Annotated in this window: 14 protein-coding genes; 10 read left to right on the top strand and 4 right to left on the bottom strand. The window is 67.2% G+C overall.

Annotated features, from left to right (window positions below; genetic code table 11):
* Positions 1 to 48: 48 nt before the first annotated feature.
* On the top strand, positions 49 to 942 hold the full coding sequence (gene pdxS, locus RN51_RS14500) for a pyridoxal 5'-phosphate synthase lyase subunit PdxS (protein ID WP_045264767.1): 894 nt from the start codon (positions 49 to 51) through the stop codon (positions 940 to 942).
* Entirely contained in the window at positions 932 to 1,543 is a 612-nt protein-coding gene (gene pdxT / locus RN51_RS14495) for a pyridoxal 5'-phosphate synthase glutaminase subunit PdxT (protein WP_045264766.1), read from the top strand. The genes pdxS and pdxT overlap by 11 nt, the downstream gene beginning before the upstream one ends.
* Before the next feature lie 9 nt (positions 1,544 to 1,552).
* Here the strand turns inward: pdxT and RN51_RS14490 are convergent, their stop codons facing one another.
* Together RN51_RS14490 and RN51_RS14485 are read right to left on the bottom strand one after the other, a co-directional pair.
* Positions 1,553 to 2,476, bottom strand: a complete 924-nt coding sequence (locus RN51_RS14490) for an aminoglycoside phosphotransferase family protein (protein ID WP_045264765.1) — start codon at positions 2,474 to 2,476, stop codon at positions 1,553 to 1,555.
* A complete protein-coding gene (locus RN51_RS14485; RefSeq protein ID WP_082066609.1) occupies positions 2,473 to 3,195 on the bottom strand; it encodes a prolyl oligopeptidase family serine peptidase in 723 nt (240 codons plus the stop codon). The genes RN51_RS14490 and RN51_RS14485 overlap by 4 nt, the downstream gene beginning before the upstream one ends.
* An 86-nt stretch (positions 3,196 to 3,281) precedes the next feature.
* On the opposite strand from RN51_RS14485, the gene RN51_RS14480 reads away from it, so the two are divergent.
* The 8 genes from RN51_RS14480 (at position 3,282) to RN51_RS14445 (ending at position 11,910) form a co-directional block, all read left to right on the top strand.
* A complete protein-coding gene (locus RN51_RS14480) occupies positions 3,282 to 4,043 on the top strand; it encodes a YebC/PmpR family DNA-binding transcriptional regulator (protein ID WP_045264764.1) in 762 nt (253 codons plus the stop codon).
* A gap of 45 nt (positions 4,044 to 4,088) precedes the next feature.
* On the top strand, positions 4,089 to 4,673 hold the full coding sequence (gene ruvC / locus RN51_RS14475) for a crossover junction endodeoxyribonuclease RuvC (protein ID WP_045264763.1): 585 nt from the start codon (positions 4,089 to 4,091) through the stop codon (positions 4,671 to 4,673).
* Positions 4,674 to 4,682: 9 nt separating this feature from the next.
* Positions 4,683 to 5,303 carry a Holliday junction branch migration protein RuvA gene (gene ruvA / locus RN51_RS14470; RefSeq protein WP_045264762.1) on the top strand — a complete coding sequence of 207 codons (621 nt, stop codon included), beginning with the start codon at positions 4,683 to 4,685 and terminating at the stop codon, positions 5,301 to 5,303.
* Entirely contained in the window at positions 5,296 to 6,321 is a 1,026-nt protein-coding gene (gene ruvB, locus RN51_RS14465) for a Holliday junction branch migration DNA helicase RuvB (RefSeq protein WP_045264761.1), read from the top strand. The genes ruvA and ruvB overlap by 8 nt, the downstream gene beginning before the upstream one ends.
* A gap of 78 nt (positions 6,322 to 6,399) precedes the next feature.
* The gene (locus RN51_RS14460; protein ID WP_045264760.1) at positions 6,400 to 6,798 is read left to right on the top strand and encodes a preprotein translocase subunit YajC; all 399 of its coding nucleotides are present in this window, start codon (positions 6,400 to 6,402) and stop codon (positions 6,796 to 6,798) included.
* A 55-nt stretch (positions 6,799 to 6,853) separates the two neighbouring features.
* Positions 6,854 to 8,602 (top strand): protein translocase subunit SecD, encoded by a 1,749-nt coding sequence (gene secD / locus RN51_RS14455; protein ID WP_045264759.1) that lies wholly within the window; start codon positions 6,854 to 6,856, stop codon positions 8,600 to 8,602.
* Complete coding sequence (secF, locus tag RN51_RS14450) at positions 8,602 to 9,591, top strand: protein translocase subunit SecF (RefSeq protein WP_045264758.1); 990 nt, start codon at positions 8,602 to 8,604, stop codon at positions 9,589 to 9,591. The genes secD and secF overlap by 1 nt, the downstream gene beginning before the upstream one ends.
* A 66-nt stretch (positions 9,592 to 9,657) precedes the next feature.
* On the top strand, positions 9,658 to 11,910 hold the full coding sequence (locus tag RN51_RS14445) for a RelA/SpoT family protein (protein WP_045264757.1): 2,253 nt from the start codon (positions 9,658 to 9,660) through the stop codon (positions 11,908 to 11,910).
* Here the strand turns inward: RN51_RS14445 and RN51_RS14440 are convergent.
* Positions 11,897 to 12,448, bottom strand: coding sequence for a type IV toxin-antitoxin system AbiEi family antitoxin (locus tag RN51_RS14440; RefSeq protein WP_197073265.1), 552 nt, complete (start codon positions 12,446 to 12,448; stop codon positions 11,897 to 11,899). The two genes, RN51_RS14445 and RN51_RS14440, sit on opposite strands and share 14 nt — an antisense overlap.
* 63 nt (positions 12,449 to 12,511) lie before the next feature.
* The coding region (locus RN51_RS14435; RefSeq protein ID WP_231579311.1) for a DUF349 domain-containing protein at positions 12,512 to 13,837 on the bottom strand (1,326 nt) is incomplete at its 5' end.

Here is a 13,837-nt window from a genome sequence, read left to right as displayed (position 1 = left end):
GTTTGATCTAGATCAAACCCGACTTCGGTGCATACGACAGGAGTTCCCATGGCAGACCAGACAACCACCGGATCCGCGCGCGTCAAGCGCGGCCTCGCCGAGATGCTCAAGGGTGGCGTCATCATGGACGTCGTCACGGCAGAGCAGGCGAAGATCGCCGAAGACGCCGGGGCCGTCGCCGTCATGGCGCTCGAGCGCGTTCCGGCCGACATCCGCGCGCAGGGTGGTGTCTCGCGCATGAGCGACCCCGACATGATCGACAGCATCATCGATGCCGTGTCGATCCCCGTGATGGCCAAGGCACGCATCGGTCACTTCGTCGAGGCTCAGGTGCTGCAGGAGCTCGGCGTCGACTACATCGACGAGTCGGAGGTGCTCTCGCCTGCCGACTACGTGAACCACATCGACAAGTACGGCTTCACGGTCCCGTTCGTCTGCGGCGCGACCAATCTCGGCGAGGCGCTCCGCCGCATCAACGAGGGAGCGGCCATGATCCGTTCCAAGGGAGAGGCCGGCACCGGTGACGTCTCCGAGGCGATGAAGCACATCCGCAAGATCCGCGGGGAGATCGCGGCCCTCACGGCGTTGCCCAAGGACGAGTTGTTCGTCGCGGCCAAAGAGCTGCAGGCTCCCTACGAACTCGTCGCCGAGATCGCCGAGACCGGCAAGCTCCCTGTCGTGCTGTTCGTGGCCGGTGGCGTCGCGACGCCTGCGGACGCAGCCATGATGATGCAGCTCGGCGCCGACGGCGTGTTCGTCGGATCGGGAATCTTCAAGTCGGGCAACCCGGCAGAGCGGGCGAAGGCGATCGTGAAGGCGACGACCTTCTTCGACGACCCGAAGGTCATCGCCGAGGTCTCGCGTGGATTGGGCGAGGCCATGGTCGGCATCAACGTCAGCGACCTTCCGGCGCCGCACCGTCTCGCCGAGCGTGGCTGGTAACACAAGGGTCGGCGTACTCGCGCTGCAGGGCGACGTGCGCGAGCACGCCGCTCTGCTATCGGGTCTCGGTGCCGACGTGGCGCTGGTGCGATGCCCCGACGACCTGGCGTCGGTGGACGGGCTCGTCATCCCCGGCGGCGAGTCGAGCGTGATCGACAAGCTGTCGCGCAACTTCGGGATGCAGCAGCCCATCCGCGATGCGATCACGGCCGGCATGCCGGTCCTCGGCACCTGTGCGGGGCTGATCATGCTCGCCGACGAGATCGTCGACGCGATCGAGGGGCAGGAGCCGTTCGGCGGGCTCGACGTCGTCGTGCGACGGAACGCCTTCGGCCGACAGGTCGAGTCGTTCGAAGTCCAGCTCGACGTACCCGCTTTCCGCGGAGTCCCGGTTTCCGCCGCATTCATCCGCGGCCCGGTGGTCGAGTCGGTCGGTCCGCGCGCCGATGTGCTGGCGGCGCTGCCCGACGGTCGAGTGGTCGCGGTGGAGCAGGGGGATCTGCTCGGTCTGAGCTTTCACCCGGAGATCACGGGAGAGACCCGTTTTCACCAGCGGTTCCTGGCTCGGGCGAACGCGCGTCGCCTCGCATCGGCGCGGTAGAACGTCGGATCAGATCAGGCCCGAGAGCCAACGCAGAGCCGGGATCGCCTGCGCGCGCTGAAACTCCCGCAGGCCGGGGAGCTGCGGGATCTCGGGTTGCGCCTGCTGGAACCAGAGGAACGATGCGAAGGCGGAGATCACGGGGAGCAGCGCAGCCTGAGACGGCGCACCGTGCTCTTCGAAGACGGCCCACGCCTCCTCGCAGGAGGGGCCTCCGGATGCCTCGATGCTCGGGAGCAGACAGGGGAGGTCGATCCAGGCGGCGCCCCTGCGCGCATGCGGCCAGTCCAGCAGGTGCGCTCGTCCAGCGCTGATCAGGATGTTGTCGGCGCGTACATCGTCGTGCACGATGACGTCGCCGTGCAGCGCATCGCCGAAGCCCTCCTCGAGCCGCAACAGCTCGGGCATCCTCGCGGGGAGGCCGTAGGGGAGCACCTCGCGCATGCGCGGCTCCGCCGCGATCTCCGTCCACCGGGTGAAACCGGGGATCATGCCGTCTTCTGCTCGAGGCATATCCGCAGGCGCGGGGGTGGTCGACAGGGTGTGAAGGGTCCGGGCCACGGCGTGCAGGTCCGCCGTCGTCCAGGGCTGGCCCGGGTGACGGCCGTCGATCGCCTCGATGACGAGGGCCGTGCCCGTCGCGTCGTCGATGGCGGCCAGGAGTCGCGGGGCGATGGCGGTCGGCAGCTGCGAGAGCGTGCGTATCTCCTCGCGGAGGAAGTGCAGCGAGTCGGTATGCCATTCCACACCGCAGGCTTTGACGAATGCGCGCCCCGTCGTGGTCGTGACGACGCCCGCGTAGGAGGCGCTGAAGCCGCCATGGGCCGGCGCATCCTGCACGAGATCACCCCCGATCGCGGCGATGATCCGAGTTTGGAGCGGCAGCGGGAGCGTATGCCAGTCGGGTCGGAGCCGATCTGCTCCCGTCGTCATCGTGCTGTCTCGTCGACGCCGGGTCGGTCGCGTTCGACTCCGCGTCGAGGGGAGAGCATCCACTCGTAGAGTTCAGGGTTCGCGTACGACACGGTCCATGAGTCGTGACCGACGCCCGCATACCGAGTGAAACGCACGTCGGCGTCGAGGGCCTGCAGCTCGTCGACGATCCGCTCGGTCTCGGCGATCGGCACCACGTCGTCGGCGTCGCCGTGGAACGCCCAGACCGGGATTTCACGGAGCGGAGCGGCGCTCTGCATCCACAGCCCGCCGCAGATCGGCGCGATCGCCGCGAATCGATCGGGGTAGCGCACCGCGAGCGACCAGGTGCCGTAACCGCCCATGCTGAGTCCTGTCACCGATACGCGTTCCTGATCGACGCGATGCGCCGAGATCACCTCATCGAGCATTACGGCCAGCGTCGAGAGCTCGGCGACCCAGTGACTCGCCGAGCCGCACTGGGGTGTGACGAGGATGAACGGGTACTCCTCGCCGGTGTCCGCCAGCTTCGGAGGGCCGTGGACCGCGGCCATCTCGAGGTCGGAACCACGTTCGCCCGCTCCGTGCAGGAAGAGCACCAGGGGCCAGAGCCTGTTCGGGTCATCGTCGTAATCGTCCGGCAGATGAAGCAGATACCGCAGGGTGTCGGCGGGCGCCGGTGCGTCATCGAGCACCTCTGCCGAGCGGAGGGCGGGGGAGACGTGTCGTGATCTGCGCATGCTCCTATCCTGCGCCACGCCGGCCGTTCGTTAGAATGGACGATGCGCTGAGCGCGAGCTCATGCGGATACGACGAGCGGAGACTTATGTCCGGGCATTCCAAGTGGGCGACCACGAAGCACAAGAAGGCCATCATCGACTCCAGGCGCGCGAAGTCCTGGGCCAAGCTCATCAAGAACATCGAGGTCGCCGCCAAGCTCGGCGGACCGGACCTGGCGGGCAACCCCACCCTCTTCGACGCGGTGCAGAAGGCCAAGAAGACCTCGGTCCCGAAGGACAACATCGACCGCGCGGTGAAGCGCGGTGCCGGTATCGGCGGCGAGGCCGTCGAGTACCTCTCGATCATGTACGAGGGATACGGCCCCAACGGTGTCGCCCTCATGATCGAGTGTCTGACCGACAACAAGAACCGCGCGGCCGCAGAGGTGCGCACGGCTCTCAGCCGGAACGGCGGCACCCTCGCCGACCCCGGCAGCGTGGCCTACAACTTCAGCCGGAAGGGCGTCATCGTCGTCGGCTCTGAGGGCACCACCGAGGACGATGTGATGATGGCGGCGCTCGAGGCGGGCGCCGAGGAGATCGAGCCGCATGCCGAGGGCTTCGAGGTGATCACGGAGGCGACCGACCTGGTTGCCGTGCGCAGCGCGCTCCAGGAGGCCGGCATCGACTACGAGTCGGCCGACGTCGAGTTCGTCCCGAACCTCAAGGTCGAGATCGACGCGGACACCGCACGCAAGGTCTTCCGTCTGATCGACGCCCTCGAAGACAGTGAAGATGTGCAGAACGTGTTCACCAACTTCGATCTGAGCCCCGAGGTCCAGGCTGAGCTGGAGAACGACGACGCCTAGGCGCGCCGAGTGACCGGTGTCGGTTCCGCGGCCTAGCCTGGGGGAGTGACCTCCTCTCTGCGCGTGCTCGGCATCGACCCCGGTCTCACCCGCTGCGGTGTGGGGGTCGTGGATGTCGACGGATCGCGCCGTGGAACGCTCGTCCACGTCGGGGTCATCCGTTCCTCTCCGGATGCGGAGATCGGCGACCGCCTCTCGATCGTCGCGGCCGGCATCCGGGCCGTGATCGCAGAGCATCGGCCTGATGCCGTTGCGGTGGAGCGGGTCTTCGCGCAGCAGAACACGCACTCGGTGATGGGAACCGCGCAAGCCAGTGGCGTCGCGCTGCTGATCGCCTCCGAGTCGGGACTCCCCGCCGCCACGCACACCCCCAGCGAGGTCAAAGCCGCTGTCACCGGATACGGTGCTGCCGACAAGCGGCAGGTGCAGACGATGATCGCCCGCATCCTGCGGCTCGACGCATTGCCGCAGCCCGCCGACGCCGCTGACGCCCTCGCGATCGCCCTCTGCCACGCCTGGCGGCGCGGGGGAGCAGCGGCGACCGCCTCTGGTGCTCTGACCCCCGCGCAGCGCGCCTGGGCCGAGGCCGAGAAGCGTGTCGGTCGAACATACCTACGAGCGACGTCGTAGGCTGAGGGGATGATCTCCTCTCTGCACGGTGTCGTCCTGCATGCGGCATCCGATCAGGTCGTCATCGATGTGGGCGGGGTCGGATTCGCCGTCGCGGTCCCCGCTGACGTCGCGCATACGGCGGTGGTGGGCGAGAAGCTCCTGCTGCACACCAGCCTCATCGTCCGTGAGGACTCGTTGTCCTTGTTCGGCTTCGCCGACCGCGGTGAGCTCGAGATCTTCGGACTGCTGATCAGCGTGACCGGCGTCGGTCCGAAGTCGGCTCTCGGCGTGCTCTCGCACCTCACGGGCGACCAGATCGCCGAAGCAGTCACTGCGGAGGACGACGCTCCCTTCCGGCGTGTGTCCGGCATCGGCCCCAAGACCGCGAAGCTCATCGTGCTGCAGCTCGCTGGGAAGGTGCAGGCCTTCGCGGCCCCCGCCAAGGCGACTGCGCCAGGCGGCACCGACGTCGTGACGCAGGTCGCAGCGGCGCTGGTCGGCCTCGGGTGGTCGGAGAAGGTCGCCGCAGACGCCGCCGCCCAGACAGCTGCCGAGGCCAGCGAGGCGGAGAGTGCCTCCGTCGCATCGCTGCTGCGCCGCACCCTCGCCCTCCTGGGCCCTGCGCAGGGAGGCCAGGCCCGTGTCTGATCCCCTCGATGCCAGCGAGCCCTCCGACGAGACCGAACTCGCCATCGAAGGCGCCCTGCGTCCGACGAGCCTCGGGGAGTTCGTCGGACAGCAGAAGGTCCGCGGCCAGCTGCAGCTGCTGCTCGAGGCCGCCCGCATCCAGAGCCGTCCGGCGGATCACATCCTGCTGGCGGGACCGCCGGGTCTGGGGAAGACGACGCTCGCCATGATCGTCGCGCACGAGAGTGAACGTCCGCTGCGGCTGTCGAGTGGACCGGCGATCCAACACGCCGGTGATCTGGCCGCACTGCTGTCGAGCCTGGTCCCCGGTGAGGTGCTCTTCATCGATGAGATCCACCGCATGGCGCGCTCCGCCGAGGAGATGCTGTACCTCGCGATGGAGGACTACCGCATCGACATCATGGTCGGGAAGGGTGCAGGGGCCACGAGCATCCCGCTCGAGCTCTCGCCGTTCACCCTCGTGGGTGCGACGACGCGCTCCGGGCTGCTTCCCAACCCGCTCCGCGACCGCTTCGGGTTCACCGGTCACCTCGAGTTCTACGAGGAGTCGGAGTTGGAGCAGGTGATCGCCCGATCTGCGGCCGTGCTCGGCGTGGACCTCCCGACCGACTCGCTCGCGGAGATCGCACGCCGTTCACGCGGCACACCCCGCATCGCCAACCGCCTGCTCCGCCGGGTGCGCGACTACGCCCTGGTGCATTCCGGGGGAGTGGCCACCATCCACGAGGTGCGCGCGGCGTTGGATTTGTACGACGTCGACCCGATCGGCCTCGATCGTCTGGACCGTGCGGTGCTCGATGCGCTCGTGCGCCGTTTCCGCGGCGGCCCGGTCGGCCTCGGCACGCTCGCTGTCGCCGTCGGCGAAGAGGCCGAGACGGTCGAGAGCGTCGTGGAGCCCTATCTCGTGCGCATCGGCTTCCTCGGACGGACCCCCCGCGGCCGCGTGGCGATGCCCGAGGCGTACACGCATCTGGGCGTCGCACATCCGGACGGGATGCTTAAGTTGGATGACCTATAATCACTGAAGACTTCACGGTTACCTTCGCGCGCCCAAAGGCTGGAGCGTGCACCTGAGAAAGGCGCTTCCCCCATGCCCATGGAATTCCTGCTCTTCGGCCTCCTCGCCGTCCTCCTCGTCTTCATGATCTTCAACACGCGCAAGCGCACGAAGCAGATGAAGGCAGAGCAGGAGGAGAAGGCCACCAAGACCGTTCCTGGCGCCAAGGTGCTCCTGCAGGGTGGCATCTACGGGACGATCGTCGCGTATGACCCCGAAGACCTCGACACGCCGGCGCTCGTGGAGATCGCTCCCGGCACCATCATCGACGTTCACAGCCAGGCCATCCTCCGTGTGGTCGAGCCCAAGGATGTCGTCGTGGACGCACCGAGCGATGAGGTCGTCGCGGAGCAGGTCGCCGACGAGTCGACCGCTCCGGCCGTCGAGACTCCCGAGGAGACCCGCGCTCGCCTCGAGCGCGACGCCGACGACAAGTAAGCCCGGGGCCGACGCGGCCGCTCGGATCTCCGTCCTTCCAGAAAGCTGAACACACGTGGCTTCATCCTCTCCCGTCCGTCACGCCTGGCGGGTCCTTCTCGGCCTGCTCCTCGTGACGGGCGTGCTCTTCGGCATCAACGCGCTCGGCGTGTACGTCTTCAAGGACAGCAACGGAGAGGCTGCGAGTTCGTGGTCGCCGGAGCTCGCTCTCGACCTGCAGGGCGGAACGCAGATCGTCCTGAGCGCGGAGACCGAGGACGGAGCCGCTCCGTCTTCCGAGCAGCTCGACCAGGCCGCAGCGATCATCCGCCAGCGTGTCGACGCATCCGGCGTCGCCGAGGCCGACATCACGACCGAGGGCGGACAGAACATCGTCGTCCAGATCCCGGGCGAGGCGGACGCGCAGACACGTGAGCGGATCCAGTCCAGTGCGCAGCTCGAGTTCCGGCCGGTGCTCTACACGACAGCGGCGACCAACGAGTTCGTGGGCGAGGACGGCAACTCCACGCCGTACCCGAGTCCTGATCCGGGACTGAACTCGACCCCGACGGCCGCGCCGACGGACGCCAGCGACCTCTCCTGGGTCACGGACAAGCTCCAGGCGGAGTTCCTGGCCTACGACTGCGCGAACCCTGACAACGACGCCGCGAAGGCGCCGAAGGACCAGCCGCTCATCGCCTGCTCGGCCGACGGCTCCGCGAAGTACATCCTCGGCCCGGCTGAGCTCGACGGCACGGCGATCACTGACGCCTCGGCGGGCCGTGACCCGAAGTCGGGTGCCTGGCTCGTCCAGCTGACGATGAACGGCGACGGGGCCGATGCGTTCGGCAAGGTCAGCACCCGCCTGAACCAGAACCGCATCGACGGGCTCACGCCGAGGGACCAGTTCGCCTTCGTGCTGGACGGGAACGTGATCAGCGCTCCGCGGATGAACGGGCAGATCCTCGATGGTCGCCCCAGCATCTCCGGAAGCTTCACGCAGGAGTCTGCGACCACTCTCGCCGACCAGCTCAAGTTCGGTGCCCTCCCGCTCAGCTTCACGGTGCAGAGCTCCGACACCATCTCGGCCACCCTCGGCACGCAGCAGCTGCAGATCGGTCTGATCGCGGGCCTCATCGGTCTCGCGCTGGTGGCGATCTACTCCCTGATCGTCTATCGAGCGCTCGGGTCGGTGATCATCGCGTCGATCGCGGTGATGGCGATCCTGACCTACATCGTCATCTGCATCCTGGCGTGGCGCATCGGCTTCCGCCTCTCGCTGGCCGGTGTCGCCGGTCTCATCGTGTCCATCGGATTCACGGCCGACTCGTTCATCGTGTACTTCGAGCGAATACGAGACGAGCTCCGCGACGGAAAGTCGATCACCGCTGCAGTCGAAGACGGCTGGGGCCGAGCGAAGCGCACGATCTACATCTCCAAGTCGATCAACATCCTCGCAGCAGTCGTGCTCTACATCCTGGCCGATGCCACGGTGAAGGGCTTCGCCTTCACGCTCGGACTCACGACGCTCATCGACGTGTTCATCTTCGTGATCTTCACCCACCCGGTGATGCAACTGCTCGCGCGCACCCGGTTCTTCGGGGGCGGCCACAAGCTCTCCGGGCTCGACCCCGAGGCCCTCGGCGCCGTCTACCGCAGTCGCTCGCAGTTCCGAGAGGTCGCCACGGCGTCGGCGGGACGCGGTGCGAAGAACGCCCGGTCCCGGGGAGAGGCCGATCGCAGACAGACGATCGCCGAACGCAAGCGCGCCGAGGCCCTCGCGGGCGAGAAAACCACCAAAGCCGGAAGTGAGGGAGACGCCTGATGCCTTCCATGAATGAGTTCGGCAACAACCTCTACTCGGGAAAGACCTCCTTCCCGTTCGTCGGCAAGCGCCGTCTGTGGTTCATCATCGCGATCATTCTCGTCGTCGGTTCGGCACTGGTGCCGCTGGTGCGTCCGATCCAGTTCTCGATCGAGTTCACGGGCGGGTCGCAGTTCACCGTGCAGGCGCCCGACAGCCTCGACCAGGAGACCGCGACCACGGCTGTGCAGTCGGTCGTGCCGGGCGCGGCGACCAAGGTCGTCGTCGTCAGCGGCAAGGACGTGCGCGTCCAGACCGACCAGATGAGCGCCGCCGAGACCCAGCAGGTCGGCGAGGCGCTCGCGAAGGCCTACGGCGTCGATCCTGCCGATGTGACGTCGTCGTTCATCGGACCCGCATGGGGTGAGAACGTCACCAAGCAGTCGCTGTGGGGTCTCGCGATCTTCCTGGCGCTGACCTTCCTGATCCTGGCGATCTACTTCCGCACGTGGAAGATGTCGGCCGCAGCCATCATCGGTCTGCTCGACGTGCTCGTGATCACCGTCGGCGTGTACGCGCTGGCCGGTTTCGAGATCTCCCCGGCTGCGGTGATCGGATTCCTCACGATCCTCGCGTACTCGCTGTACGACACCACGGTCGTGTTCGACAAGGTCCGAGAGAACACGTCGGAAGACGGAGAGAAGTCTGCCCGGTTGTTCGGGGAGTCCGTGAACCTCGCGGTGAACCAGACGCTGGTCCGTTCGATCAACACGTCCGTCGTGGCAGCTCTGCCTGTGGGCGCGGTGCTCTTCATCGGCGCCTTCTGGCTCGGCGCCGAGTCGCTCACCGACATCTCGCTGTCGATCTTCGTCGGCATCCTCGTGGCCACCTATTCGACGCTCTTCGTCGCTGCTCCGCTCTACTCGCTGTTCCGCGAGAACGAGCCGCAGCTGAAGGCCCGCGATGCCCGCATCCGCGAGGCTCGCAGCAGGGCAGCCGTCGAGGTCTGATCGGCTTCCTCAGCGGGGCCCACCCCGTACAGCGCGCGTAGGATTGATCGATCAGGAGGTGAGTAGATGGCGGAACCGCAGACGTCATCGCAGGGCTCTAGTCTGCGACGGCTGGTTCCCCGCATCTTCTCCCGCGCGTCGAGGATCAACGACCTCGACAACCTGATCCGCACCGTCCGGGCCAACCACCCCAAGGGCGACTTCTCGGTGATCGAGAGGGCCTACGCGGTCGCGAAGGAGAAGCACGAGGGACAGAAGCGCCAGAGCGGCGAGCCCTATATCACCCACCCGCTCGCGGTCGCTCAGATCCTGGCGGAGCTCGGGCTGGGACCACGGGCGATCGCCGCTGCGCTGCTGCACGATACCGTCGAGGACACTGGTTACGCGCTGACCGACCTCACCGCCGAGTTCGGTGATGAGGTCGCCATGCTCGTCGACGGTGTGACGAAGCTCGACAAGGTGAAGTACGGCGAGAGCGCGCAGGCCGAGACGGTCCGCAAGATGATCGTGGCGATGTCCAAGGACATCCGGGTGCTGCTGATCAAGCTCGCAGACCGGCTCCACAACGCGCGGACCTGGGGCTTCGTCCCGCCGGAGAAGGCGGCGAAGAAGGCCAAGGAGACCCTCGAGATCTACGCTCCTCTGGCCAACCGCCTCGGAATCCAGGCGATCAAGTCGGAGCTCGAGGATCTGTCCTTCGCCGTCCTGCACCCCAAGATCTACAACGAGATCCACAGCCTGATCGCGCAGCGCACACCGCAGCGCGAGAAGTACCTGAACCAGGTCGTCGAGGAGATCGATGAAGACCTGCGCGACCTCCGGATCCGCGGCAAGGTCGTCGGGCGCCCGAAGCAGCTCTACTCGGTGTACCAGAAGATGGTCATCAGGGGACGTGAGTTCGACGATATCTACGATCTGATCGGCATCCGAGTGCTGGTGGCCTCGGTACGTGATTGCTACGCGGTGCTCGGCGCCATCCACGCACGCTGGACGCCTCTGCCTGGTCGCTTCAAGGACTACATCGCTACTCCGAAGTTCAATCTCTACCAGTCGCTGCACACCACGGTGATCGGCCCCTCCGGCCGCACGGTCGAGATCCAGATCCGCACGCACGAGATGCACCAGCAGGCCGAGTACGGCGTTGCTGCGCACTGGATGTACAAAGAGCGGATGAACGGCGGCGGCAAGACCGAGGTCCGCGCCTCCGACACCGACATGGCGTGGCTCGCGCACATCTCCGACTGGCAGGCCGAGACCGCCGATCCCGGGGAGTTCCTCGAGTCGCTCCGGTTCGAGATCGGAGCCAAAGAGGTCTACGTGTTCACGCCGAAGGGGCGAGTCATCGGGCTTCCCTCCGGTGCGACCCCGGTCGACTTCGCCTACGCCGTGCACACCGAGATCGGCCACCGCACCATGGGGGCCAAGGTCAACGGTCGCCTGGTGCCGCTCGAGTCCGAGCTCAAGAGCGGTGATGTCGTCGAGGTCTTCACGTCGAAGAACCCCGACGCCGGTCCCAGCCAGGACTGGCTCGGCTTCGTCGCGAGCACGCGCGCCCGCAACAAGATCCGCGGCTGGTTCACGAAGGAGCGCCGCGAGGAGGCGATCGAGCAGGGCAAGGAGGCCATCGCGAGGGCGATGCGCCGGCAGAACCTGCCCCTGCAGCGCCTCATGAGCCATGACTCGTTCACCGAGGTGGCTCGGGGCATGCACTACGAAGACGTCTCAGCGCTCTACGCTGCCGTCGGTGAGGGACACGTCTCGACCCAGTCCGTGCTCGAGAAGGTCACGGCACTGGTCGCGGCGAACGACCCGGCGACGGGCGCGATCGATCTTCCCGGCAGCGTTCAGACCCGCGAGCCGCGATCGGGCGACTCCGGCGTGCTGGTGCGCGGCGCCAACGACATCCTCGTCAAGCTCGCGAAGTGCTGCACACCCGTTCCCGGCGACCAGATCGTCGGTTTCGTGACCCGTGGCAGCGGCGTCTCGGTGCACCGTGCGGACTGCGTGAACGTGAAGGCGCTGGGCGCGGAACAGGATCGCTTCGTCGACGTGTCCTGGGCGCCGACCACCAAGAGCGTCTTCCGGGTGCAGATCCAGGTCGAGGCGCTCGATCGCTCCGGGCTCCTCTCGGATGTCACCCGCGTGCTGAGCGAGCACCATGTCAACATCCTCTCGGCGACGGTCACCACGACGGATGAGCGACTGGCTCTGAGTCGGTTCGTCTTCGAGATGGGTGACGCCGTGCATCTCGACCGGGTGCTCAACGCGGTGCGCAGGATCGACGCGGTGTACGACGTCTACCGCGTCACCTCTTCTTGACGGAGAGTCTGTCCAATACGGCCCGTCCGGCACGGCTTCCGGGAACCCGGCTCATGCGGCGCAGGCTGTCCGCCGCGGCTTCCGAAGCATCGGGGAACACGAGCGCGAGCCGGTCCATCCAGGTCAGCACGCGCGGATCACGGTGCACGGCGGTGGCGAGGTCGAGCATCGTCCGGACGGGAGTGGTCACCGGAACCCCGCCGATCAGCCCGAGGTCGGATGCGGGGACGACCGTATCGTGGAAGACGAGTCGAGAGCTGGTGGCCGCGCGGATCCGCCGTTCCACGCATCGTCGCACATGATGCACGTTCGGGGGAGCATCTCCGGCTCCGTGGATCCATGCCGCTGTCGGCCCTGACGCCGCCGTGCCCGCCTGCACCAGGGAGGCGACGGTGCTCGCTCTGACATGGGCACCCTCCGGCAGGTCCGCCGGAACATACGCATCTCCGACCTCGACCACGTGTCCGTCGATGCGCGCCGCACTCAGCTCGGCGAGGCTCAGCCGCACGCCGGGGAGATACAGGAAGACGGGGTGCACCACGTCAGTCTGACGCAGTGCACCCCGCCTCTACCGTGATCGTGCGGACCTGTGGAGAACGGGTCAGCCGCCGAGCGCGCTCAGCCAGGCGCGGCGTGCCTCGAGAGCATCCGCAGCGGCCTTGGCGGCCTTCTTGTCGCCGGACTTCTCCGCCGCAGCGACCTCGGCCTCGAGCTTCTCGATGGCCTCGAGCAGCTGCGAGCTCATGTCGTTCGCGCGTGCCTTGGTCTCGGGGTTGTTCTTCTTCCAGTCGACGTCTTCGCGGCCCTTGAGCCCCTGCTCGATCGCACGGAGCTTGTCATCGAGAGCGCGTTCCTTGTCCCGGGGGAAGATGCGTCCGATCTCATCCCACTGTCGCTGGATGCGGGTGAGAAGCGCACGAGCTCGCTTGATGTTGGGCTCGTCCGCGACAGCCTTCGCCTCTTCGAGGAGTGCTTCGCGTGCCTCGATCTTCGGCGCGGAATCCGCTTCCTCCGCAGCGGCCTGCTCGGCGCGAGCGGCGTAGAGCGCGTCGCCGGCTGCCTTGAAGCGCGCCCAGAGAGCGTCATCGGCCTTACGGCCGGCACGACCCGAAGCCTTCCACTCGTCGAGCAGGTTCCGGTAGGCGGGAATGCCGTCCGTGCCGCGCGGAGCGAGAGCCTCCGCGCGCTCGACCAGACGGGTCTTCGCATCGCGAGCGACCTTGTGGGCGTCGTCGAGCTCAGAGTAGAAAGCACGGCGCTGCTTGTCCACGATGGCACGCGCGTCGCGGAAACGCTTCCACAGCTGCTGGGAGATGCCCTTCGACAGGCGGGGGCCGTTCTGCTGCTGGGCCTGCCAGGCGTCGAACAGCTCTCCGAGTTCGGCCGTGACCTGCTTCCACTGCACCTTGCTGAGGTCGCGTGCGGCGATGGCCTCAGCCCGCTCGACGAGAACGGTCCGTTCTGCGATCGCCTTGTCGACGAGCTCCTTGGCCTGCTTCGCCTCCTGCTCCGTCGCCTCCGAGAGGGACGAGGTCAGTGCGTCGAGTCGATCGCGCAGGCCGACCAGGTCGCCGACCGCCGCAGCATCGGTCGCTTCATCGATCAGGTGCCCTGCCTGCTTCGCGAGATCGGTCGCCGAGGCGCCGCCTGCCTGGTGGCGCTGCTCGAGGGCGTGCACCTTGAAGGCGATGTCGTCGAACTTGCGGACGAAGTAGGCGAGGGCCTCGTCCGGCGTGCCGTCGGGATACTGGCCGACGACGCGCCAGGCGTCGCCTTCCTTGACCTCGACGGTTCCGTCCTCGGAGACTCGCCCCCATTCAGCTGACGTCGAAGACGCAGCGGGCACCGATGCGGCAGGCGCGACGGCAGCCGGTGTCGGCGCCTTGCGGGGCATCGGCACGGAGGGGGGTCCGGGGAGTCCCTTATA

Origin of the sequence: Microbacterium oxydans (assembly GCF_000956405.1) — a bacterium.
GTDB lineage: Bacteria > Actinomycetota > Actinomycetes > Actinomycetales > Microbacteriaceae > Microbacterium > Microbacterium oxydans_C.
Note: the sequence above shows the minus strand (reverse complement) of the source record. Positions and strands in the feature narration are given on the sequence as shown.

Excerpts from the sequence above, each read along its gene's own strand:
- pdxS (WP_045264767.1), top strand. The coding sequence starts at position 49 with ATGGCAGACCAGACAACCACCGGATCCGCGCGCGTCAAGCGCGGCCTC.
- RN51_RS14490 (WP_045264765.1), bottom strand. The coding sequence starts at position 2,476 with ATGACGACGGGAGCAGATCGGCTCCGACCCGACTGGCATACGCTCCCG.
- RN51_RS14485 (WP_082066609.1), bottom strand. The coding sequence starts at position 3,195 with ATGCGCAGATCACGACACGTCTCCCCCGCCCTCCGCTCGGCAGAGGTG.
- RN51_RS14480 (WP_045264764.1), top strand. The coding sequence starts at position 3,282 with ATGTCCGGGCATTCCAAGTGGGCGACCACGAAGCACAAGAAGGCCATC.
- ruvA (WP_045264762.1), top strand. The coding sequence starts at position 4,683 with ATGATCTCCTCTCTGCACGGTGTCGTCCTGCATGCGGCATCCGATCAG.
- RN51_RS14460 (WP_045264760.1), top strand. The coding sequence starts at position 6,400 with ATGGAATTCCTGCTCTTCGGCCTCCTCGCCGTCCTCCTCGTCTTCATG.
- secF (WP_045264758.1), top strand. The coding sequence starts at position 8,602 with ATGCCTTCCATGAATGAGTTCGGCAACAACCTCTACTCGGGAAAGACC.
- RN51_RS14445 (WP_045264757.1), top strand. The coding sequence starts at position 9,658 with ATGGCGGAACCGCAGACGTCATCGCAGGGCTCTAGTCTGCGACGGCTG.